The sequence below is a fragment of the Oceanobacillus sp. FSL W7-1309 genome, assembly GCF_038002145.1.
Classification (GTDB): domain Bacteria; phylum Bacillota; class Bacilli; order Bacillales; family Amphibacillaceae; genus Oceanobacillus; species Oceanobacillus profundus.
In genome coordinates, this window is sequence record NZ_JBBOBX010000001.1 from 877,776 (window position 1) to 899,915 (window position 22,140).

A 22,140-nucleotide genomic window follows, 5' to 3' on the forward strand; every position below is an offset into this window, starting at 1 on the left:
GTTTACAAATTATTGGTACAAAGTACAACGATTTAACAAATGATTCACGATTCGGACACAAAATTGTCATATTCTCTATTGCAGTGGAAGCGCCTCTTTTAATTCGTCCGTACTGTTATCCCACATATCTTTGTTAAAATCTATCAGGAAATCTCTTAACAGATTTTTCGATTGCTCATCCATGTGGTCAACGATAATTTTCCCTTTGAGCGATTTTTCCATATGCGTCACATGCTGGCCCATTGATTTATAGGCACGCCTTATTTCACGATCCACTCGGATTTCACAGCCTGTGACACCGGAATAGTAAGGACCATTGTCTCCGCGTTCCACATTCACCCAAACGATCCAATATAGCTTGCCGTTTGGTACTTCATTTCGATCCGGTAACCATTTCACGCGACGTTCGACTTCACTTCGTGCATGCATCGCTCCCATATCTACGTATGCTTTATTTTCATTCGGATCGACAATTACGGATGACATGTTTTCTAAACTGATTGCTCCAACACCATAGCCTCCATGGCCATCTGTTGAATCATCCTTAATGATCGTAAAGGAATTCTTCTTTTTATTTGAAGATTGATCTGAGCTCATAAATGCCCCTCCTCCATTGTTACTAGTTGCTATTGTAGCACAAGGCTATCCTGCATGAGACGTTATTTGCCTTCTTGTTTCAATTCTTCCATAAAACGAATTGCATCCTCAATTTCTTCATCGCTATACTTTTGCTTTGGTTTGACCATGTGGATTTTTTCAATATTCTCCTGAAGCGGTAAATCATCAAAATAAAACATGGTGGAGACAAGCTCCAGAAAACGCGAGCTCTTTTCCTTCAGCATCGCCACCTTTGTTGTCATGTCCGGCATTTCCATTGAAAATTGATTCAGAAACTCTGTTCCAGCAGGTGTTATATTATAATTGTATTGATAATAGTTGCTTTTATCCTCTTTTTCTTCCTGTAAAAATCCAAGATTACAAAGCTCTTCTACACGTAATGTTAACTCCTCTGAGTACGGTCCATAAAAATGGAATTGATATTTCTCTTCAAAAGGGATATCGCATTTCTGTAAAATATAGATCATTTTTTGCAATTTTTTCCGCCCTGTTATGCCATTTGCTTCTGAAAAGAAACGGATTAATTTGGCATGATTATTCAACATCAACTTTCGCTCCTTGCCCGTAAAGAATTTCCATAATGCGCGTTCTTAACCTCTGATCCTTCAATTCATTCAACCGATCTTTTGGAAAATATAATTTATGGTCTGTCCGTTTTTTACCTGAAATGGATTCAACGATATCCGAATGCCTGGAAAGCTCCTTCAAGCTTCCATCAGGCATTAATAAATGGATTGGCAGCCGCTCTTCCTCTTCACCAGGTCGATAAAAATCGTATGGTAAATCTGAAGAAGAATCAACAACAAGGTAATATTCTGGATCAATTTCCGCTTCTTGAAACAGCTTATACAGCTCCATCCACTCATTCATTTGAAGATTGGGATTAAATTCAACATATTTAAATAAGCGTCGATTCATAAATCGCTCACATAAATCTCTTAAGATTTCGTCATCCTCTTCCTGCCAAAGCTGAAAATAATAATGGACAACCATCTCATCCAGCTTTAAATAATCTGCTAGATCCACTTTACCTTTAAAAAAGGAAACAAAATGGGTCGGTTGTAATTTAAAGGTAAAGTCCTTTGTTTCATATAAATATTTCGCTCTATGAAGGATTTTTGTCAAGATTACTTCTGCACTTCTTGTAACTGGGTGAAAATATACTTGCCAATACATTTGGTAACGACTCATAATATAATCCTCGACCGCATGCATCCCAGTTGATTTAATGACTACTTGATCTTCAATCGGGCGCATTACTCGTAAAATACGCTCCATATCAAAATGACCATAACTTACTCCCGTAAAGTAAGCATCACGTTGCAAATAATCCATGCGATCAGCATCAATTTGACTGGAAATTAAGCTGACCACCAATTTATCCTCATAGGTTTTTGCAATAACATCGGCAACCTTCTGCGCAAAGCCTACACTAACACGCTCTAGAATTTCATTTACTTTTGTATCACCCAAAATGATTTGCTGGGTAAAATACTCATGATCCAATTTAAACACTTTTTCAAAGGAATGTGAAAAAGGCCCATGACCAAGATCATGCAATAGAGCTGCACAAAGGCATAAGAGTCGCTCGTCTTTATTCCAATGAGGTCTGTCCTGAAAGTTATTAATGATTCGACGGACAATTTCGTACACGCCAAGTGAATGGTTAAATCGACTATGTTCCGCCCCATGGAATGTCAAATTTGTTGTCCCGAGTTGTTTTATTCGACGCAACCGTTGGAATTCCGGAGCAGCAATCAGATCCCAGATAACACGATCCCGCACATGGACGTACCGGTGAACAGGATCTTTAAATACTTTTTCCTCCGACAATTGTTCGTCTTTATACGCCATTTATTCCCCATCCGTTCTTTTCTGCAATTTTAATACTTCCTTATTTAGTTTATTATATAATAAGTATGGAAAGCTTAAAAGGGTAAGGAGATAAAAATGAAAAACTGGAAAGAAATTGTCGGTCAATCGACATTACGATATTTTGATCATTCCCATGAAACAATTTTTCAACAAAAAAAATACACAGCACTTACATCTTTTGCTGTTGATGATGCACTAGCTGTATCTGTAAGCAATCGAACGTCACCATCTGCTATACGACTTTGGGTACACGACAAAACCATTGTGCTCGGCATTCCAGACGCGAGGCTTCCCTTTCTAGATGAAGGCGTTCAGTTCTTAGCCGAGCAAGGCTACCATGTTGTCGTTCGAAATTCTGGCGGGCTTGCAGTTGCACTCGATAGTGGTGTATTAAATATATCCCTTGTCATACCAGGTGTCGCAGAGCTTTCGATTCATGACTGCTATGAAGCAATGGTTCGTTTGGTCGAATATATGCTGCGCGATTTAACAACCGCTATTAAAGCATATGAAATTGTCGGGTCCTATTGTCCTGGTGACTTTGATTTAAGCATTAACGGGAAAAAATTTGCAGGCATTTCACAGCGGCGAGTAAAGGACGGTGCTGCAGTGCAAATTTATCTTGATGTAGAAGGAAACAGTAAGGAAAGAGCTTCTCTTATTCGAGATTTCTATGCGATTGCAAAAAAGGAAACGGAAACAAAATTTATTTACCCGAGTGTAGAACCAGATGTAATGGGGTCACTATCTGATTTGCTTGGAGTGCCTTTAACCGTCGAGGATATGAAAAAAAGACTCTACATTGCGTTACAGGATATATGCGAAGAAATTGTGACGACGCCTTTTTCAAATACAGAACTCAATACATTTGAAAAAAGGTATATCCAAATGATCAAACGTAATGAGACTGTTGCTAACGTGCAGCGATTAGAAAAAAATAACGCCGCGGAGAAATGAATCCGCGGTCGTTGTTTTTTTCTGTATACTACTTATTCCGTTGCTTGTGCTGCTGTAATAATCGCTAGCTTATAAACATCATCAGCACTGCAGCCGCGAGAAAGATCATTTACAGGTCGATTTAATCCTTGAAGCACTGGACCAACTGCTTCAAATCCACCAAGTCGCTGTGCAATTTTATATCCAATGTTTCCTGCTTCCAAGCTTGGGAAAACAAATACATTTGCATCCCCTTTTAGAACAGAATCTGGAGCTTTTTTCGCGGCAACACTCGGTACAAAGGCTGCATCAAATTGAAATTCTCCATCAATAACGAGTGATGAATCTTTTTCTTTTGCAATTTCGAGCGCTTCGACAACTCTTTCTGTTTCCGGTGACTTGGCAGAACCTTTTGTTGAGAAGCTAAGCATTGCTACACGCGGGTCGACATCAAATAGTCGAGCCGTCTGTGCACTTTCCACTGCAATTTCTGCTAAATCCTGGCTGTCCGGAGTAATATTGATGGCGCAATCTGCAAAAACATACTTTTCATCATCACGTACCATAATAAATACGCCCGATGTTTTTTTAATGCCTTCTTTTGTTTTAATAATCTGCAATGCTGGGCGTACCGTATCAGCAGTTGAATGTGCCGCTCCACTTACAAGCCCATCTGCATTATTCATATAAACGAGCATCGTGCCGAAATAGTTTTCATCAAGAAGAATTTTACGCGCATCCTCCTCTGTTGCCTTTCCTTTACGACGCTCTACGAAAGCTTCGACCATTCCATCGAATTCCGCATATTCCTGCGGATCGATGATCGTACAAGAAGCAATGTCAATGTTGTTTGCTGCCGCCTTTTTTTCGATGCTTTCCTGATTGCCAATCAAAATTGGCGTTACAACCCCTGCAGCACTTAATTGGCTTGCAGCAGTCAGAATTCGTTCATCAAGACCTTCTGGAAAAACAATCTTTTTGTTTGAGTTCGATACTTTTGCTGTGAGCTGATCAAATAATGATCCCATAAAAAAACCTCCATCACAATAATATGTGTGTCTTTTAACAATGATAGCTAATTTTCCTGTATTTTTAAAGGAAATAACCTATTTTTTCAACAATCTATGACAAAGAAATGACAATATGGAAAAACAATCGACTTCATTACCCTTTCATATGATTAGAATACCCTTAATGTGCTATAGTAAAAACATAGGAGAACATTTTTTCTTTTTAAGGAGTGAATGAGCATGGCAGAAGCAGTAGTAACCATGGATGGATGGTCCGTTGTTCATGATACCCGCACATTTGACTGGGCTTCATGGAAACTGACATCAGAAGAAGTAAGAAACACAGCAATCAAGGAGTTTAAAGAATTAATGAAAAAGTGGGAAGCTGTTGAAGAAGAAAAGCTAGGCAGCCAATCTCTTTATAAAGTTGTCGGAAACAAAGCCGACTTCATGTTTATCTTCCTTCGTCCTACAATGGATGAATTAGAAGAAATTAAACGTGAAATCAACAAGTCGAAGCTTGGAGATTATCTCATTCCAGATTATTCTTATGTTTCTATTGTTGAGATGACGATGCATAATCCAATGAATGAAGGAAAAGATCGTAAATTATCTCCACAGGTTGAAGCTCGCTTATACCCAATTCTTCCAAAATGGGAGCATGCATGCTTCTATCCAATGGCACGTCGTCGCTGGGAAGAGGCGAACTGGTTTGCCATTGAAAAGGAAGAGCGTACAAGATTGCTTTATGAACATGGCATGACTGGGCGTAAATATGCAGGTAAAGTAAAAGAAATCATTACTGGTTCCATTGGTTTGGATAACTGGGAATGGGGAGTTACATTATTCGCGCATGATGCCCTAGAATTCAAAAAAATTGTTTATGAAATGCGCTTTGATGAAGTGACGACAAAATACGCTGAGTTTGGCGATTTCATTGTCGGTAATTATTTACCAGCAGAAGATGTGGACGCCTATTTTGCATTGTAATTAAAACGAAATTAAATTTTAAAGCTAAAGCATGCAAATGTACATTGCGTGCTTTAGCTTTTTTATTTCATCATCATGGATAACAACCATACTACAACCTGGCATTCGTTTCAGAAACACGTCACGAAGGGAAACCCTCTCGTGACGTGTTTAAAGCGAGTGCCTATTTTTATTGTCATGTTCCTATATCGTTTTGCATAGATATATGTAGTGAGTTCAGCATCAAGATTAGACAAAAGTGAGGTATAAACCAATGGCTCTTGTTGCACATACAGAAAATGATATAGCACTGCTTGCCAGATTAATGCGTGCAGAAGCTGAGGGGGATGGCGAACTGGGAATGCTAATGGTTGGAAATACCGGAATTAATCGAGTCATTTCCAATTGTCTTGATTTTACCCAGTTACGAAATATTAATGACATGGTATATCAAAGCCCAGGTGGCTTTGAAGCAACACAGAAAGGATATTTCTACCAACGAGCGAGAGAATCCGATAAGCGACTAGCACGCCGCATTATCCAAGGTGAACGGCAGCATCCTGCAACGAATTCTTTATGGTTTTTTATGCCGGCAGGAGATTGTCCAGCACAATGGTACGATCAATGGAACGTCGGCAGATTCAAATCACATTGTTTTTATGCTCCAACACAGGAAGATTGTCCACGGGTCTACAGATAATAGTGGCTGGAACTAAATCAAGCACATCGATCATTTGTTAAAATTGTGATTGGTTTAGTAAAACAAAATCTGAGATCAATTGCATCCATCTCTTTTCCTGTAATACGAGAAGGCCAAAAGAAACAGAAAAGTATTTCATTAACAGGAGGTTTTTTTATGAGCGAAAAGGAGAACAGCGGCCAACCACAATACCAGGTGCAGGGCTATCCATACTATTATTACCCACCTACTTCCCCAGCATATTATCCAGTTTACAACACGAGGCAATTCCAGCAAACACAGCAGCCAAGCCCACAGCAAACCCAACAAACACAGCAAACTGGAACCGATATACCCGGCATGCTACCTTTACAACAATCTTATATCGAAAATATTTTGCGTTTGAACAGAGGAAAGCTAGCAAACTTCTACATGACATTTGAAAATAATTCAGAATGGAATGCAAAAATATTTACTGGCATTATCGAAGCCGCAGGAAGAGACCATATTATTATAAGTGATCCTAATACAGGAGAACGGTACCTTTTACTTATGATTTATTTAGATTATGTAACCTTTGAAGAGGAAATTAATTATAATTATCCATATGGTGGAGGGCAGCAGTTTGCCAACTATCCGCCACGCTAATCTTTTGTTATAAATCGTTGGGACAGAAACTGAAAAATCACTTACTGAAATAAAAAGACAGTTTGAACGTTTTCAGGATTGGGTGAGGATTAACCATAGCAAGCAGAAAAAGGATGACTCCACCTCCATCGGGTCATCCTTTATTCCATTTGCTTAACGAGATTGTTCACTCGCATTTTAATGAAGTGAGGCGATGATTCTAATGAGACATCCATATCGAAAATTCATTCAGATGGAATTAATTACATTGTTTCTTGCTTTAATATTTGGACTTGCAGCACTTGTTCTCGGTTATCTTATTATCTTGTTTCTAGCATTCTACTTTATCGTACTGAGTATTATCTGTGATGCGATGATTCTACTACAAACAAGGCACACAGCTGAAGCAGGAAAACAGGTACTTCGCGGAATCATACTATTTCTTTTTACTACCTATCTACTATTCCATTTATAAATTTCGCATCACTGCAATTCCTATTAATACCCACCCAATTAAAAATGCAACCCCACCAATCGGTGTTATCATTGCGAATGTCTTAACCGATGTTAAGGAATAAATGTACAAGCTTCCAGAAAATAAAATAATCCCAATTAAAAATAGCCATCCCGCTGCGGCAAGGGAGCTAACATTTGGGAATTTTGCTAAAAGCAGACCAGTAACAAACAATGCCATCGTATGGAACATCTGATAATCAACTGCTTTCTCCCATGTCGCAATCGCCTTTTCCGACAACTTCCCTTCTAATCCATGGGCACCAAAGGCACCTAACGCAACTGCTAAAAATCCATTAATTGCGCCTAGCAGTAAAAATAATTTCATTTTCAAGTTCCTCCTTCAATCATTAAAAATCAAAAATCGAGTTGCCATTCGCACCCTCGTCATCTAATTTTGTACTTTTGGGGTTATTTACCTGTAAGGAGTCATTGCCCACCTTTTGTTCACCAAGCATGACCTTAATTTCTGCATCGGTAAAACCAGTCTTCTCCTGTTTCACAACAGGCTGTTCCCCCTCTAAAAAGAGGTCACATAATAAACGCACATTTGCGATATGCGCCACCATCTGATCCTGTTCATGCTGGTTCTCTTTAGCAAGGTATAATTCATTTAACATCTTTTTTATAATGGTATTGTTCGCTACTGCCATTGCTATCACTCCTTATTACCGTTGTCCTACTCAGATGTTCTCATTATAGCATGATTATTTATATGATAATAGAAATCCACGATGACAAGAGCAACAGCCTAAGCACTCGGATAGCGACGTACGGACTGCGCTCCGAACTTTAGGGTGGCTCGACCTGTCGAACATTCCGACGCAGGAGATTCACTCCAAATTATAAGATGATCTATGACTTTTGCTCCTACGGGCAAAAGTTCATCTAAAAGGAAACATAGCCCTGCCGATGTTGAGCGTAGCCTGGTTTTAATCAGCCATCCTTACTTGGAGGCCATTCCCGATTTCACCACAAGGAATAAGTGCGACTAAGCCTCCTGTCTTGGCAGCCGGCAAGTCTGCTTTTTTTGTGTCATGAGGTGAGGGAAGTCACGCTACAGCTTTAGCGCTTCGTGGACGTGCTGTTTCGATGGCTAAGTTATCTACAGCATGCAAACAACAAAAAAAGCCTCGGTAATCCCAAGACCTTTTGTTAGCTATGAATTTAATGTAATCAGAGCTTCTTCTGTTGTATGTTCTATTTCAGTTTCCAGTTGTTCCTCGGTATAGCGTTCATACATCCATTGCAAAAATTTCAATTCTTCGTCCTGCAACTTCCTGCCAAGCTTCTTAGTCATAACATTACTTATCGTAAAAAAGCTTTCCATACCGCAACACTCCTTTTATACATACTGTACTACTGAAGTTTACACGTTCATTATAACGGATTTGATTACAGGAATCAATACAAAAATTTAAGATTAGACAGAATTTACTGATTAATGGACTATCCATTGTGTCGATTAATCGTATATAGGAATAATCTGTCTATCTTTCGCTAAGATGAACCTCCCGCCACTTAAAACGTCCGTTTTTGAAGTGAGGGTTTCCTACTAAATAAATGGAAACGCAAAGAAAATGGGTGACACTCTCTTTTTACGACACATCGTAGGAGTCATTTTCATCAACTACAGCAGGCAACAGCTTATCCCAGGATAAGCTGGGTCGGAACTGACCATCTACTACTTCTTGCCATTAGGCAATCCGTAGATACTTTGTAGGTTTTAGCTAAACTCAAGCGTTCTCGCCGTTAAATTGAAAGTGAACCGGCTAATAGCCGGTTCACCGTATGCATTAATTCAATTGATCCAATTTATCTTCTAACTCCGTGATGCGTGCTCTCAATTCGTTAATATCTTCTTTTGTTGCAATCCCATATTCGTCAGCCATGTTTTTCGTTTTCTCAAACTGTTTAGTATTCCATTCATCTTTTTTCATTTCACCTTTTTCGATGAAATTTTTCATCACAGTTTTGGCTTGTTCCTGAGTTAGCTCATTTTTGTCTACAAGCTCTTTTAATTTTTGATCTAATTTCTCTTTACCGCTAATAGCAGCACCAAGACCTAATAAAAACCCTTTTTTTAAGTAATCACTCATTTTCAACAACTCCCTTACTTTTTAGCTTTTTGTGTGGATAAATTAATCCGGGGGCTAGCCCAGTCTAGCAAGATATTATATACTGATTTATCTTGCGTTTTAAGCCAATCCTTTACGAATCAATTACTTGAGCCTTTGCCCTTCTAATCATCCTCAAATGGCTTACGAAAATTATGTTCAAGAAAATGATAAAGATACCTAACACGATAAGACCAATGACAGCCATCGGTTTCATGCTTCCAACAAATCCCCAAATGGATATGCCAATCGCTATTACTACCATCATAAAGGAAAGAACCTCTAATAGTAAATAAAATTGATGCTTTAATTGAACATGATGTTTTACTTTATCCCATTTCCTATCCTTTTCCCCACTTTCTAAAAAACTAAGCAATGCACGAGGATACGATAAAATTGGTTCGGTCAGATTTTTTGCATATTGCTTGGAAACAGATTCTAATAAACTTTTTCTACCGAACCATGTTTTAATCTTAGGCACAGCCCATTTTTTTATATCCATTTCAGGATAGATAGCAAATAATATTCCAATGACAATCGAAACAGCTCTTAACAAATAAGCATAATTTGCCGGCAATTGGATTGGTTGGTCTTGCATGATGACACTAATGTCTTCGCTCAGCTGGCTCATTACCTTTGAATCAATATTTTTCATCGATCCGTCTGAGTACATGTCAACAGTTTCTTTAATGACCCGTTTCAGCTTTCTTTTGTCCGCATTAGGCAAAATAAAGTTCATTTTGTCTAAAGATGAAAGAACGATGTCATAATTATCGATGATAAATCCTTGTACAAGCAGCTTAAATTGCTTCGTATCCTCTACTTTGATTTCACCAACCATCCCAAAGTCAAGAATCGCGATTGTACCGTCCTTCTGAATGCGGATGTTTCCCGCATGTGGGTCAGCATGAAATTTCCCAGGATTAAGAAACTGGTCAATATAATGATCGAATAACGTTTTCGTTGTTCTCTCTCGATCAATGCGATGTCTTCTCATAAATTCGACATCTGTTATTTTTGCCCCCTCTATCCATTCCATTACGAGTACTTTTTCAGTACACAGCTCATTTTCGTATCTGGGGATTCGTATGCTGCCATCATCTTTATACCGTTTATAAAAGTATTCCCCAAATTCCAGTTCTTGCTCATAATCAAGCTCACGATTCATAACAAGTACAAGTTCTTTGTATAATGCATTTAAATCTGCCTTTTTACCAAATGTCGTAAACACCTTTAAGATCCAAAAGACCATTCGCAGGGCTACAAAATCCTTGTGGAAAATTTCCTCAATGCGTTTACGCCGTATCTTAATTGCCACCGCTGATCCGTCTTTTAGCATGGCACGATACACGTCACCAATCGATGCAGATGCAACTGCTTTTTTTTCAAACGCCATCAGATGCGTTGCCATTTCTGTTCCCCATTCCTCCTCTATGGTAGCTATTGCATCTTCATATGGCATTGGTGGTACACGATCCACTAAATCATCCAATTCTTTGATAAAGATATCTGGCATAAAGTCGGTTCTCGTACTAAGAAATTGACCGAGCTTGATCAGAATACCACCTAGCTTTTCAGCCTTGACACGGTACTCCCTTGCCATATCGGATAGCATTATATCCCATCGTGCTACAGTCTTCTTATCCCATATTTTATTTCGAAAATAAAAGAAATATATCTTAATTATAAATTTTACTGCCATCCATACGATTACAGTACACCGATAAATCGAATTGTATTTGAATGTCTTAGCCACATATAACACCTCATCATTCTTTTACCCCGAACAACATCATCTTATTACTTTTAACGATATCGAATTATGATTCGTTTGTACAGAATGAGCAGGTAGGTTAAGATTTTTGTTATATGTGGGAATATTAGGAACAGACATTGTTGATAGGCAATCCATTTTGAAGGGGGTGATTAGATATATTAGTTAGTGAATCGTGCGAAATTGAGTTCTTTGGGTGAGGACTGCCGTTGAGGTCAAAGGCTGAGAAACTGAGCGATGAGCCCATTTAAATGGTTTATAATCCATAATGGTATGATTGTGCGCAGATTGTTACAATGAAGGTATAATGGGGGAATAAAGCGCATCTTTCGATCACCTTAAAACTGGGATTGAATATTTTTCCGTTAAGTTGTATAATCATACAGTTGGATTTAGCCATATTAAATTAGGGTATGAGTTTTTTGGAGGTTATTATGAGAAATTATCGATTGATCGATCATTTTAAATTTATTATCCCTTCGCTGATTGGAGTATTTATCTTTATCATTCCAATTAAAACAGCGGATGGAGTTACAATACCAATAGCAATTTTAGCAAATTGGGTACAAACATTGCTTGAAAATCAGCTTTCTGCCATCATGATGGTTATTATTGTCATAACAGCTGTGATGACGTTGATCGCGAAAATAGCTGGGAAAGAAGCATTTGAAAAAACACCTTTTTTTCAGCAATTATTTTATACAAGTATCTTTTGGACAATAACAAGAGTACTTGCAGCAGTTTTTGCGATTATGGTCTTTTTTCAGCTCGGTCCTGAAGCAATTCACGGGGAAGCTACGGGGCAAACTCTATTAGACAGCTTACTCCATGTATTATTTGCAGTTTTTCTATTTGCTGGGTTGTTCCTGCCTTTATTAACGAACTTCGGTTTATTGGAACTTTTTGGAACGTTAATGACCAAAATAATGCGCCCGTTGTTTAAGCTTCCTGGCCGTTCTTCTGTGGATGCACTTGCTTCCTGGGTTGGCGATGGGACAATCGGTGTTTTGCTTACTAGTAAACAATATGAAGCTGGACTTTATACAAAACGCGAGGCAGCAGTAGTTGGTACAACATTCTCCATCGTATCCATCACGTTTTCCTTAGTCGTTTTAACAGAAGTAAACCTTGAACATATGTTTATTCCATTTTATATTACAATTGTTATAGCTGGTGGAGTAGCCGCTTTAATTATGCCGCGAATCCCTCCGTTATCAAGAAAGCCGGATACGTATATGAATGAATCAGCTGAGCCAATAGAAGAAGCAATCCCTGCCGGCGAAAGCATTTTGACATATAGCTATAAAAATGCATTAAATCGCGCGAAAAAAGAAACGAGCTTCACAAACTTTATTAAAGAAGGCGTACAGAACATTTTTGATATGTGGATGGGTGTTGCCCCAGTTGTAATGGCATTTGGCCTGGTTGCTCTTATAATCGCTGAATATACACCATTCTTCCAATGGATTGGTGCACCATTTATTCCATTGCTAGAACTCATGCAAATTCCACATGCACAGGAAGCATCACAAACCATCCTGATTGGGTTTGCCGACATGTTCCTGCCAGCAATTATTGGTTCGTCAATTGAAGCCGAAATTACTCGCTTCATCATTGCTGCATTATCAGTAACGCAATTGATTTACATGTCTGAGGTCGGTGGATTAATACTTGGAACAAAGATTCCTGTAACCTTTATAGACCTTGTTATTATTTTCTTACTGCGTACGATTATTACACTCCCAGTTATAACGCTGATTGCACATTTTATCTTTTAGAAAACAAGATACAAACAAAAGAAGCAGACAATCATTCTCGATTGCCTGCTTCTTTTTATGTTATTAAAAAGGGGGTAGTTACTCATACGATCCATGGTCGTTTTAGTTTCAATTATTTTCATTTAACTTTCTGTTTGTGTCGTGCTTCTATTTCTTTCACCTTTTATTGTCTGTTTCAATAAAGTAACTTTCCCTTCAATGAACGGCTGCCACAAGCGCAGAACCGGCTTACTGGAGAGCACAATGACAATTAAGGCTGAAATAGCTGCAAGCCCGAGAACATCAATAACCCCATTTACCTCAAAGTAATTATTTTGGCGGAAAAATTGAACAATAAACCCATGAAGGAGATATACATATAATGTACGTGTTCCAAGCTTCGTAACCCATCCTAGATTTATATGCGGTATCCAAGCAAGTATACTAATTGTCATCACTGCAGCAACAATATAAAATAGGAACCTTGCAATTCCTCCATACTGTTCCATTCCTAAATCTCCATAAGAACTGGACGCGAGCAACCATCCTGTATTAATGTCAGGCAAGTAGTAAATTGCTACCGCTAATAATGTCATAACGATAACCGATGAAATTTTCACCAGCCTATGTTTCACCCACATTACTTGCTTTTCCGTTAGCCAGAAACCGATGAGGAAGAAAGGAAAGAAAGCAAATGTACGAGAAAGACTAAAGGTATGCCCAATTTCACCAAAATATCCCACAATAATTCCAACAAGCACTGCTAGAGAAATACTTAGTAGAGCCGGTAATTTTTTATACCAGGAGAGCAGAATATGCCAACAGAACAAACTAAACAAGAACCACAGTGACCAATGCGGATAGAAAATCCCTGCTTGCCAGCCTTCTTTTCCAATAAAGAAGTAATAAATGGTGTATAGGATTTGAAAGATTAAGTATGGAACTAATAACCGTTTTGCTAGTTTTAAAATATAATCTTTGTTTCCAGAACCCTTCGCAAAGAATCCAGACAATAAAATAAATGCCGGCATATGAAACGTGTAAATCCACATATACAGTGTGTTCATTCCTTTTGAATCACTAATAAATGGCTGTATAATATGTCCAAAAACAACTAGAAAAATCAATAATACCTTTGCATTGTCAAAAAACGAATTTCGTTTCATCATTTCTCATCCCTCTTAATTATGTCGGTTTACATTGTAGTAAACACTTTACCCTTTTTTTATGAAAAAATCATAAAAAATGAAGTGATTTCATCAATTTGTTAATAGTTTGTAAGCATCGTGAAAAATTGATGCAGCTTTGTAATCAGCTTGGCGAATGATGGAAAGAATACCAATGAAAAATTTGCCTATGACAAACAGCAGCCATTTTAACTTATATATCAGTTTTCTATTTGTGAAGATCACTATTTATATCAGTCTTTCATCTAGCAAGCAACAGTATTCCTATTATGATCTCAACTTGGCATTTAAACATAAAAGAACGCACCATCTTAGATTGGTGCGATTGTTTCATTCAGAAATCACATTAAGTTTTCCTCTAATTCAATCTCAACATTACCTTTTATTGCCCGAGAAATCATACAGCTTTTTTCTGCTTTCTCCACAAGCTTACTTAGTTTTCTACGTTGTTCATCAGTAGCGCTAGCTTGTAAAGAAACGGTTGGTCGATGGATTATTTTTTTATAGGTGAATACACCCTTCGTTACATCAACAACCCCTTCTGATTCCAGCGACATATGGTCAAGTGGTAAGTCTGCACGCTCTATCATTGCTGCTAATGTAATGATATAGCATGTTGCTGCAGCACCTAGCAGCATTTCATCTGGATTGGTCCCAATATCAGGTCCATCCATCTCTTTCGGAATCGAAATCTTCGTTTGTAAATTTCCTGCTTCGATATATCCGTGGCTATTTCGTCCACCAGGCCAGCTTGCGTTTAAATGAAAATGATGCTCCGCCATTCCAATCACCTCTTTTTTTCCATTTTAACCTAAGCTCTTAGTGAAACAAAAACAAATGCAACTTTCGCTTCGTCAACCCCTCATCAAGAACCTTACTTACTAGGGCCAGGATTCACATAAATTTACTGAAACTTTTACAGTTGTAAATCGTATTACTACTATACCCCTTAAAAGAAAGGCGGGATGATCGATGGATTCAGAAAAAATTAACCAATACAAAACAGTTTATAACGAACTATACGCTGCAATGAAATGGAAGGTATCCGATAGCCGGACTTTAATGGCGATTGCTTCTATCTATGTGATGAGCAAGAAAGAATTCCACTTTGATGCATTTCTGCAGCTTGCTGATCGTATAAAAGCGAGAGCTGGCTTTTTCTCACCAATGAAGTCTACTTCACGATTTACTACTGCAGCAACACTCGATATAAAATTTGACCGTCCTGAAAATCAAATTAATAACCTTTTCATTTTATATGATAAATTAAGAAAAGCTAAATTCAGTAGTGGTGTCTACACGTATTTGGCTGCATCCACATTGCTGACTCATATCGATTACAGAAATAACGAGGAGCAAATGATTGCCCGAGCAAAGGAAATCTATGATGGCATGAAACAAGAGCATCCTTTCCTCACAAGTGCAAGTGATTACCCACTTGCTGTATTGCTCGCATATGAAAACCACAATGACATTATTGAACAAATGGAAAGATACTATGAATCATTAAGTAAAAACGGTTTTCGAAAAGGGAATGACCTGCAGTTTCTAAGTCATATTCTTTCATTGGATACAAACACGTCTGCTGATCGTTTAGTTAGCCGGACTACGACAATAATGGATAGCTTTAGAGATGCTGGTATCAGACCAAAACCAATGTATTATCCTATTATTGGCATGTTAAGTCTACTGCCAGAAGAACAATTTCAGATGCATGGGATTTCACAGATGTTTGATCAATTAAATAATGAAAAAAGCTTTCGATGGCAAAAGGATATGAATCTGATTACAGCGGTTTCCTTCTACGTAAATGAAAAAATTGACAATAAGAGCCTAGCAGCAACAACTCTTCAAACGACATTAGAATCCATCCTGCAGGCACAACAGGCAGTTATGATCGCTACAATCGCTTCAACTACTGCATCCACCAATGCAGCGAATAATAGCACGAATTAATTAATTCGAGAGAAAAACACTCCACTTCCCAAAAAAGAAGTGGAGTGTTTATTCATTATCTAGGAAATTACAAAATTTGAATGTTGTGGATAAATTAGTTACCGAAACAGCCACATCCAGCTCCGGCTCCCAGTGACTAGCGAGACTCCCCTCGCCTCCGTACGATAAAGAAGACTTGCCGACTGGCTAAGACATGAGGCCTAGTCGCACTTATACCCTTGTGGTGAAATCAACATTGACTCTAGGTAAAAGGATGGCCGACTAAAACCAGGCTACACCTAACATCGGCATACCCCTAAAGGGGCATGTTTCCTTTTAGATGAACTTGACTTTTCGCCCATAACGGCGAAAGTCATAGTTCATCTTATACTTTGGAGTGAATCTCCTCCGTAGGAATGTTCGACTCGTCGAACCACCCCAGAGTTCGGGGCGCAGTCCGTACGTCGCTAACCGGGCGCTTGCGCTTTTGTTCTTAAGCTTCTTGTTCTTTTTCTTTTTTCGGACTAGAAGCAAACCAACCAACAACCGCAATTAAAACAAGTATAATATAGAAAGATGTTTTCCATATTGTGGAATGCGGGAATTCGTATGGAATCCATGCAATATCAGGATGTGCCATTACCAAGACCGCTAGCTTCACACCAACCCAACCTACAATTACAAATGCTGCCGTTTCCAGAGCTGGTCGTTTATGGAGTAAGCCAACAAAAATGTTAGCCGCAAAGCGCATGATGATTAGACCAATCACACCACCAGCGAATATGACAGCGAATTGTCCGGCATCAAGACTCCCAATTGTACCTAGTCCAGTTGCTGGAAGTGCTACCGCTAGTGCAACTGCTGCTAGAATCGAATCGACTGCGAATGCTAAGTCAGCAAACTCTACTTTAAGAACAGTAAGCCAAAATTCCTTTGGAGAAGCCTCTCCTTTTTCATTAAGCTCAATAACCTTTTTCCCTTTTTCACTATCATCTTCGGATTTCGATCTAAATTTACCATATAGATTCCGAAAGGCGATAATCAACAGGTAAGCAGCACCTAATGCTTGAACTTGCCAAAACTCCACAAGAAACGAGATAACAAACAATGATCCAAAACGTAAAACAAATGCCCCGGCCAATCCGTAAAACAAAGCTCGCTTGCGTTGTTTTTCCGGAAGATGCTTTACCATAATAGCCAATACTAATGCATTATCGGCAGCTAAAAGCCCCTCCAAACCAATCAAAACAACTAAAACCCATAAATATTCCAAAATCAATTCTGTTCCCATGTGTTCTCTCCTTAAAATGTAGTCTTATCAACAGGAAAAGCACACAAAAAGAGACCTTTACCTGTCGATGGGTAAAGGTCTCGCTAACAACGTTCATTGCCAATTAAGCCGGAGATATTATCTCGTAATGACGACTTAAATTGTACAGCTACTCCCCTTTAGGAAATATTAAGTTACTAATATTAAACCCTAATTATCGCAAAATGTCAAATTTCGCTTTGGAGATTGTTCAACTAGCAGTCGTAAGCGCTTCTCAGCTTTATACCAACGACTTTTGACCTTTACAGCATTGACCAATGTTTATGAATATCACTAAAATTATAATTCCCAGTAAAGTGAAAGTTAATCAGTATTATCCTTGAACAGAGGTCACATGCCATATTTATCTGTTTATAAACAATCTCACTTTTAGAAAGCTTATCCAATCTAGCTTTATTATTCGTTACCTTCCAATATATCGGAAATAATCTGATCCATTGTTTCTTTTAATGAAGTTAGCTTTGCTTCACTATCTTCTTTATCCTTACCACATACACCGTAATAGCATTTGATTTTCGGCTCTGTACCAGATGGACGTAAGCAAACCCATGCATTTTGCTCCAAAATAAATTTCATCATATTTTCCTGGGGCAAATCAATTGTTTCTTTTCTTGCTTCTGCCATTAGCATACGTTCGCTCGTTAAATAGTTTTCTACTTGTTCAACTTTTATTCCGGCAATCTCTTTTAGTGGGTTGGAGCGGATTGCATCCATAATGTTAGCGATTTGTTCCGACCCTTCCTTCCCTTTTAAGGTTAAGGAAGACATTCCTTCCAAGAAATAACCGTGCCTCTCAAATAAAACATCCAATGCCTCAAATAATGTTTTTCCTTGTTCCTTCCAATAATAAGCCATTTCAGTTGCCATCATTGCAGCTTGAACTGCGTCTTTATCTCGTGCAAAGCTGCTAATCAAGTAACCGTAGCTTTCCTCAAATCCAAATATAAATGTCTCACCAGTTGCGTCAAATTGATTAATTTTCTCACCAATAAATTTAAATCCTGTCAACGTATCAAGCGTTTTTACATCATATGATTCTGCGATCGCTCTTCCAAGCTCTGTTGAAACAACTGTCTTAATCATACGTGGGTTTTGGTAGACCTGTGGATTTGTATGAGATAAAATGTAATCAAGCAACAATGCCCCAAGCTGATTTCCTGTTAATACTTGGTATTCACCAGCACTATTTTTAACTGCTACCCCTAAACGATCTGCATCAGGGTCCGTACCGAGTAGAATATCTGCATCCGTCTCTTTACCAAGTTCAATTGCCAGCGAAAATGCCTGATGCTCTTCCGGGTTCGGCGATGCAACAGTAGAGAACATTGCATCTGGCTCTGCCTGCTCTTTCACAATTGCTACTTTCGGAAAATTAAGTTGCTCAAGCCCTTTCGTTACAAGGTTATAAGCCGTTCCATGCAATGGGGTGAAGACAATCTGCAAGTTTTTTTCTTTTTGATGGACATCCTCGCTCATTTTCGTCATATGATACAAACGTTCCAAATAGGCATTATCAATTTCATAACCCAGCCAATTTAGAAGACCTTTTTCTTCTAGTTCTTCCTTTTCTAAAAATGGCACTGTCAGCTCATCTTTCGTCTTTTGAATTGACTCAATGATTAGATTTGCCTCTTCTGGAACAATTTGAGCACCAGTTTCATTGTATACTTTAAATCCGTTATACTCAGGAGGATTATGACTTGCAGTAATCATGATTCCTGCAACAGTTCGCAAATAGCGAACAGCAAAAGAAAGAAGTGGTGTTGGGCGTAACGATTCAAAAATATGTGTTTTAATTCCATAGGAACCAAGTACCTTCGCCGATTCGACTGCAAATTCTTTTGACATATTTCTGGAATCATAGGCAATAACAACACCTCTATCACGGACATTAACTTGGTTTGCTAATAAATAGTTCGCAAGCCCATTAACAGCTTTTCTAACCGTGTAGATGTTCATTCGATTAACACCGGCACCAAGGACACCTCGCATACCACCGGTACCAAATGTTAATTCTTTATAAAATGCGTCTTCTAGTGCATGCTTATTATCTTTAATTGTATGTAATTCTGTTTTTAAATCCTTATCGAGACCTTCAAATGAGTCCCATTTTTGAAAGATTGCTTCCCAATTACTCACATCATTACCCCCATACCATTATATATATGTCAAAATTTTAGCATACTTTTCTGCTTTATACTATAACTCTTTATCATAATATCTGGAAGTCATTTTTTGAAGAAAGCTTGTACAGGTAATTCTCCCAAAAATCATTAGATTAATAGCTTTTGCACATACTTCCCAATGATTAGCAGAGGAAATCTTTTTCAATACGCTATACCATTCTACGCAAAGGGATTATAAACTATTCATTTTTATTAACGAAATAAAAAATACAGTCGCTGTTTTTGCTATAATAAACACATCAGATCAAAGGGGGGATGATTCATGACAAAGCTACAGCTGCTAGCAAAACTGGATGAATTAAAATCCGATTATGTTCGGATTCAGAGTGACATGGACAAGTTGGAATATGTCAAAGGCAGAGTATCCTCTGCTGAAGAACAGTTAATCCGGCTGGAGGGTGAAATCGCTGAGGTGAACCGCCAGCTAGACGAAATAGATGAGTAAGCAAGAGGCGAACGTAATAGGGAGGAGAGCACATTACGCTCTCCTCCCTCCCTTTTTACTCGTTTAACGTTCGATTACTTTCCAATTTTGCTTGAATTTTTGCTTGCTCCTTTGTTGGTGGAGTTAAGCTAACGATTTTGTCACCTATTGCAGGAACAGTACGCATTTCCTCAGAGAAAAACTTCAATTGTCCTGAAGGCTTGATTAAATATAAGAAAATAGTTGAAGGATCCTTTTCTGCTTTGTACGCTTCAAAGTTGAATTGCTCTGTCAATGTTGTTTGACGGAATACATAACCACTCTCAATTTTTCCAATCAAGATTTCGAGCGGAAATTTCTTATCGAATAAGATTCTTCCACCTACCTTGGAAACGACTCCTTTTGCATAGCCATTGTCAAGCTGGTTGTAAGGACTCGCCTTAAACACATTTGTCCTGCCATATTCTGGTAGAAATGTCGTACAGATTAAAGAGTTAAATGCTCGGTCATCAGTCGCGGCAAGCAGGTATTCATACGGAATCGTGTCTAAATGATGTTCCGTTTGTTCAGAGAGCATATTTCCATAATAAAAGGGTACGCCCGACTTTCTTGCTATACTTAAATGTTCCCAGGATGAATCAATAATCATTGCTGGTACATTTACCTTCGCTAAGGATTTGGATAATTCAATTGTAAATGGATTACTGCCAACAAGCAGCACACCAGGATTGCCTGTCATCGATAAATCTAATTTCTTCGCCAGCCAGCCAATGGAAAATCCATGGGCCAAAACTGTAAAGATAACAAGTGCAAACGTCAATGTTGTTAAAATGGAAGCATCCTCATATCCCGCGTCAGCTAGAACAGTTGCAAAATAGCCTGATACCGTCAATGCAACAATCCCACGCGGAGCAATCCAACCAACAAGTGCCCGTTCATTAAAAGATAGTCCTGTACCAATTGTAGCTATAAAAATGGACAATGGACGAACAGCAAACATCATTAATAGAACATACCCAATAATATTTGGACTGAATATATGCAGAATCGTGTCCATTTCCAAGGAAGCTGTAAGCATAATAAAAATTGTTGATATGAGCAGCACAGAGATATTTTCTTTAAAATGGCGCATATCAGAGATTGAACTAATCCCCATATTAGCTAGTGTTATTCCCATTGCTGTCACAGATAAAAGCCCTGTTTCATGCATGACTTCATCTGCAGCTGTAAAACAAAAGATAACAACGACAACCACTGCCGGTGATTTTAGGAATTCAGGAATATGTCCTGTTTCAAACATCCATCCAAGACCACGTCCCAGCGCCCAACCAAGAATAATCGCAAATAAGGAAGCTGCGAAAAACATAAGAAGCTGTGTACCATCAGGGTCAATTGCCGTAATAAATGTGATGATTTCAAAAGCAAAGACTGCAAGTAACGCACCAATTGGATCAACGATAATTCCTTCCCATTTCAGAACTTTAGCAGGTCTTGCTTTTAATTTTGACTGTCTGAGCAACGGCATAATGACAGTTGGACCAGTTACAATAAACAATCCACCAATAACAAAAGCTACCGCCCAAGAAAGACCTGCAACATAGTGAGCAGTTAAAGACCCAAGGATCCAGGCAATAAATGCGCCGACTGTTGATATTCGGAAAATCGATTTCCCTACACCACGCAGCTCGCTAAAGCTTAGGTTCAAGCTCCCTTCAAAGAGAATAATTGCAACCGCCGCCGAAATAATCGGACTGTACATCGGACCAAAACTCTCCTCAGGGTTTATAAATCCAAAAATTGGACCAACTAATAATCCCGTAATGGCCATTACAACAATCGCAGGTAATCGATAACGCCACGCTACCCATTGTGATCCAATTCCAAGTAAACCAATGATCATGATTTCAAATAACAATGAAGGAACCATCTCAACCCCCCTAAGCAAATTTTATAAACGTTATTTTATAGATGTATCCATGAAATGTAAATGATTTGAGCGTTTTTAGTAAATAATGGGAAATATATGCTGGTTATAAAATGTTGCATCGTCTATGCAAGTTATATGTTAGATGTATAAAACGTTTTACAAAATCTTTTCTAAACTGGTCCTCTACAACAATTAACATCGAACATTGACAAGTACTAACAGTCTTGTTACGATGATTCTCGTTGCAAAATTTGCAAAAACATTTATTTAAATCAT

General features: G+C 38.4%; 22 protein-coding genes. 8 read left to right on the forward strand and 14 right to left on the reverse strand.

Annotated features, from left to right (window positions below):
• Positions 1–75: 75 nt before the first annotated feature.
• The 3 genes from NST46_RS03945 to NST46_RS03955 all read right to left on the reverse strand — a co-directional run bounded on the left by NST46_RS03945 (position 76) and on the right by NST46_RS03955 (position 2,472).
• Positions 76–597, reverse strand: a complete 522-nt coding sequence (locus NST46_RS03945) for a YwhD family protein (protein ID WP_095307773.1) — start codon at positions 595–597, stop codon at positions 76–78.
• Positions 598–659: 62 nt separating this feature from the next.
• Complete coding sequence (locus NST46_RS03950; RefSeq protein ID WP_095307771.1) at positions 660–1,163, reverse strand: YwgA family protein; 504 nt, start codon at positions 1,161–1,163, stop codon at positions 660–662.
• Positions 1,153–2,472, reverse strand: a complete 1,320-nt coding sequence (locus NST46_RS03955) for an HD domain-containing protein (RefSeq protein ID WP_095307769.1) — start codon at positions 2,470–2,472, stop codon at positions 1,153–1,155. The genes NST46_RS03950 and NST46_RS03955 overlap by 11 nt, the downstream gene beginning before the upstream one ends.
• Before the next feature lie 96 nt (positions 2,473–2,568).
• Between NST46_RS03955 and NST46_RS03960 the strand changes: the two genes are divergently transcribed.
• On the forward strand, positions 2,569–3,450 hold the full coding sequence (locus NST46_RS03960; RefSeq protein ID WP_095307767.1) for a lipoate--protein ligase family protein: 882 nt from the start codon (positions 2,569–2,571) through the stop codon (positions 3,448–3,450).
• 32 nt (positions 3,451–3,482) lie between these two features.
• On the opposite strand, the gene pta is transcribed toward NST46_RS03960, so the two are convergent.
• Positions 3,483–4,457, reverse strand: coding sequence for a phosphate acetyltransferase (gene pta / locus NST46_RS03965; protein ID WP_340002419.1), 975 nt, complete (start codon positions 4,455–4,457; stop codon positions 3,483–3,485).
• 222 nt (positions 4,458–4,679) lie between these two features.
• On the opposite strand from pta, the gene hemQ reads away from it, so the two are divergent.
• The 4 genes from hemQ to NST46_RS03985 all read left to right on the forward strand — a co-directional run bounded on the left by hemQ (position 4,680) and on the right by NST46_RS03985 (position 7,189).
• Complete coding sequence (gene hemQ, locus NST46_RS03970) at positions 4,680–5,429, forward strand: hydrogen peroxide-dependent heme synthase (protein ID WP_095307763.1); 750 nt, start codon at positions 4,680–4,682, stop codon at positions 5,427–5,429.
• A gap of 253 nt (positions 5,430–5,682) precedes the next feature.
• Positions 5,683–6,108 (forward strand): cell wall hydrolase, encoded by a 426-nt coding sequence (locus NST46_RS03975; RefSeq protein ID WP_095307761.1) that lies wholly within the window; start codon positions 5,683–5,685, stop codon positions 6,106–6,108.
• 156 nt (positions 6,109–6,264) lie between these two features.
• Positions 6,265–6,735, forward strand: coding sequence for a spore coat protein GerQ (gene gerQ, locus NST46_RS03980; RefSeq protein ID WP_095307759.1), 471 nt, complete (start codon positions 6,265–6,267; stop codon positions 6,733–6,735).
• 232 nt (positions 6,736–6,967) lie between these two features.
• Positions 6,968–7,189 (forward strand): hypothetical protein, encoded by a 222-nt coding sequence (locus tag NST46_RS03985; RefSeq protein ID WP_339316034.1) that lies wholly within the window; start codon positions 6,968–6,970, stop codon positions 7,187–7,189.
• Here the strand turns inward: NST46_RS03985 and NST46_RS03990 are convergent.
• The 5 genes from NST46_RS03990 to NST46_RS04010 all read right to left on the reverse strand — a co-directional run bounded on the left by NST46_RS03990 (position 7,184) and on the right by NST46_RS04010 (position 11,100).
• The gene (locus NST46_RS03990) at positions 7,184–7,555 is read right to left on the reverse strand and encodes a DUF423 domain-containing protein (protein WP_095307755.1); all 372 of its coding nucleotides are present in this window, start codon (positions 7,553–7,555) and stop codon (positions 7,184–7,186) included. The two genes, NST46_RS03985 and NST46_RS03990, sit on opposite strands and share 6 nt — an antisense overlap.
• Positions 7,556–7,577: 22 nt before the next feature.
• Positions 7,578–7,880, reverse strand: coding sequence for a YwdI family protein (locus NST46_RS03995; RefSeq protein WP_095307753.1), 303 nt, complete (start codon positions 7,878–7,880; stop codon positions 7,578–7,580).
• A gap of 506 nt (positions 7,881–8,386) precedes the next feature.
• Positions 8,387–8,557 (reverse strand): hypothetical protein, encoded by a 171-nt coding sequence (locus NST46_RS04000; protein WP_168927270.1) that lies wholly within the window; start codon positions 8,555–8,557, stop codon positions 8,387–8,389.
• 466 nt (positions 8,558–9,023) lie between these two features.
• A complete protein-coding gene (locus NST46_RS04005; protein WP_095307751.1) occupies positions 9,024–9,326 on the reverse strand; it encodes a phasin family protein in 303 nt (100 codons plus the stop codon).
• A 112-nt stretch (positions 9,327–9,438) separates the two neighbouring features.
• Complete coding sequence (locus tag NST46_RS04010) at positions 9,439–11,100, reverse strand: ABC1 kinase family protein (protein ID WP_341136805.1); 1,662 nt, start codon at positions 11,098–11,100, stop codon at positions 9,439–9,441.
• Positions 11,101–11,552: 452 nt separating this feature from the next.
• Between NST46_RS04010 and NST46_RS04015 the strand changes: the two genes are divergently transcribed.
• Positions 11,553–12,896 (forward strand): YjiH family protein, encoded by a 1,344-nt coding sequence (locus tag NST46_RS04015; protein WP_341136806.1) that lies wholly within the window; start codon positions 11,553–11,555, stop codon positions 12,894–12,896.
• 122 nt (positions 12,897–13,018) lie between these two features.
• On the opposite strand, the gene NST46_RS04020 is transcribed toward NST46_RS04015, so the two are convergent.
• Together NST46_RS04020 and NST46_RS04025 are read right to left on the reverse strand one after the other, a co-directional pair.
• Positions 13,019–14,041 carry an acyltransferase family protein gene (locus NST46_RS04020; protein ID WP_095307837.1) on the reverse strand — a complete coding sequence of 341 codons (1,023 nt, stop codon included), beginning with the start codon at positions 14,039–14,041 and terminating at the stop codon, positions 13,019–13,021.
• Positions 14,042–14,403: 362 nt separating this feature from the next.
• Positions 14,404–14,844 (reverse strand): OsmC family protein, encoded by a 441-nt coding sequence (locus tag NST46_RS04025; RefSeq protein ID WP_095307747.1) that lies wholly within the window; start codon positions 14,842–14,844, stop codon positions 14,404–14,406.
• Positions 14,845–15,034: 190 nt separating this feature from the next.
• Here NST46_RS04025 and NST46_RS04030 point away from each other — a divergent pair, with 190 nt between their 5' ends.
• Positions 15,035–16,018 (forward strand): DUF4003 family protein, encoded by a 984-nt coding sequence (locus NST46_RS04030; RefSeq protein ID WP_095307746.1) that lies wholly within the window; start codon positions 15,035–15,037, stop codon positions 16,016–16,018.
• 472 nt (positions 16,019–16,490) lie between these two features.
• Here NST46_RS04030 and NST46_RS04035 read toward each other — a convergent pair whose 3' ends face one another.
• A complete protein-coding gene (locus tag NST46_RS04035) occupies positions 16,491–17,288 on the reverse strand; it encodes a TerC family protein (protein ID WP_095307745.1) in 798 nt (265 codons plus the stop codon).
• 435 nt (positions 17,289–17,723) lie between these two features.
• On the reverse strand, positions 17,724–19,466 hold the full coding sequence (locus tag NST46_RS04040) for a phospho-sugar mutase (protein ID WP_095307744.1): 1,743 nt from the start codon (positions 19,464–19,466) through the stop codon (positions 17,724–17,726).
• Between the two features lie 309 nt (positions 19,467–19,775).
• Between NST46_RS04040 and NST46_RS04045 the strand changes: the two genes are divergently transcribed.
• Positions 19,776–19,958: an SE1832 family protein gene (locus tag NST46_RS04045; RefSeq protein WP_095307743.1), complete on the forward strand. Its 183-nt coding sequence runs from the start codon at positions 19,776–19,778 to the stop codon at positions 19,956–19,958.
• Positions 19,959–20,013: 55 nt separating this feature from the next.
• Here the strand turns inward: NST46_RS04045 and NST46_RS04050 are convergent, their stop codons facing one another.
• Positions 20,014–21,864, reverse strand: coding sequence for a cation:proton antiporter (locus NST46_RS04050; RefSeq protein WP_095307741.1), 1,851 nt, complete (start codon positions 21,862–21,864; stop codon positions 20,014–20,016).
• Positions 21,865–22,140 lie beyond the last annotated feature (276 nt).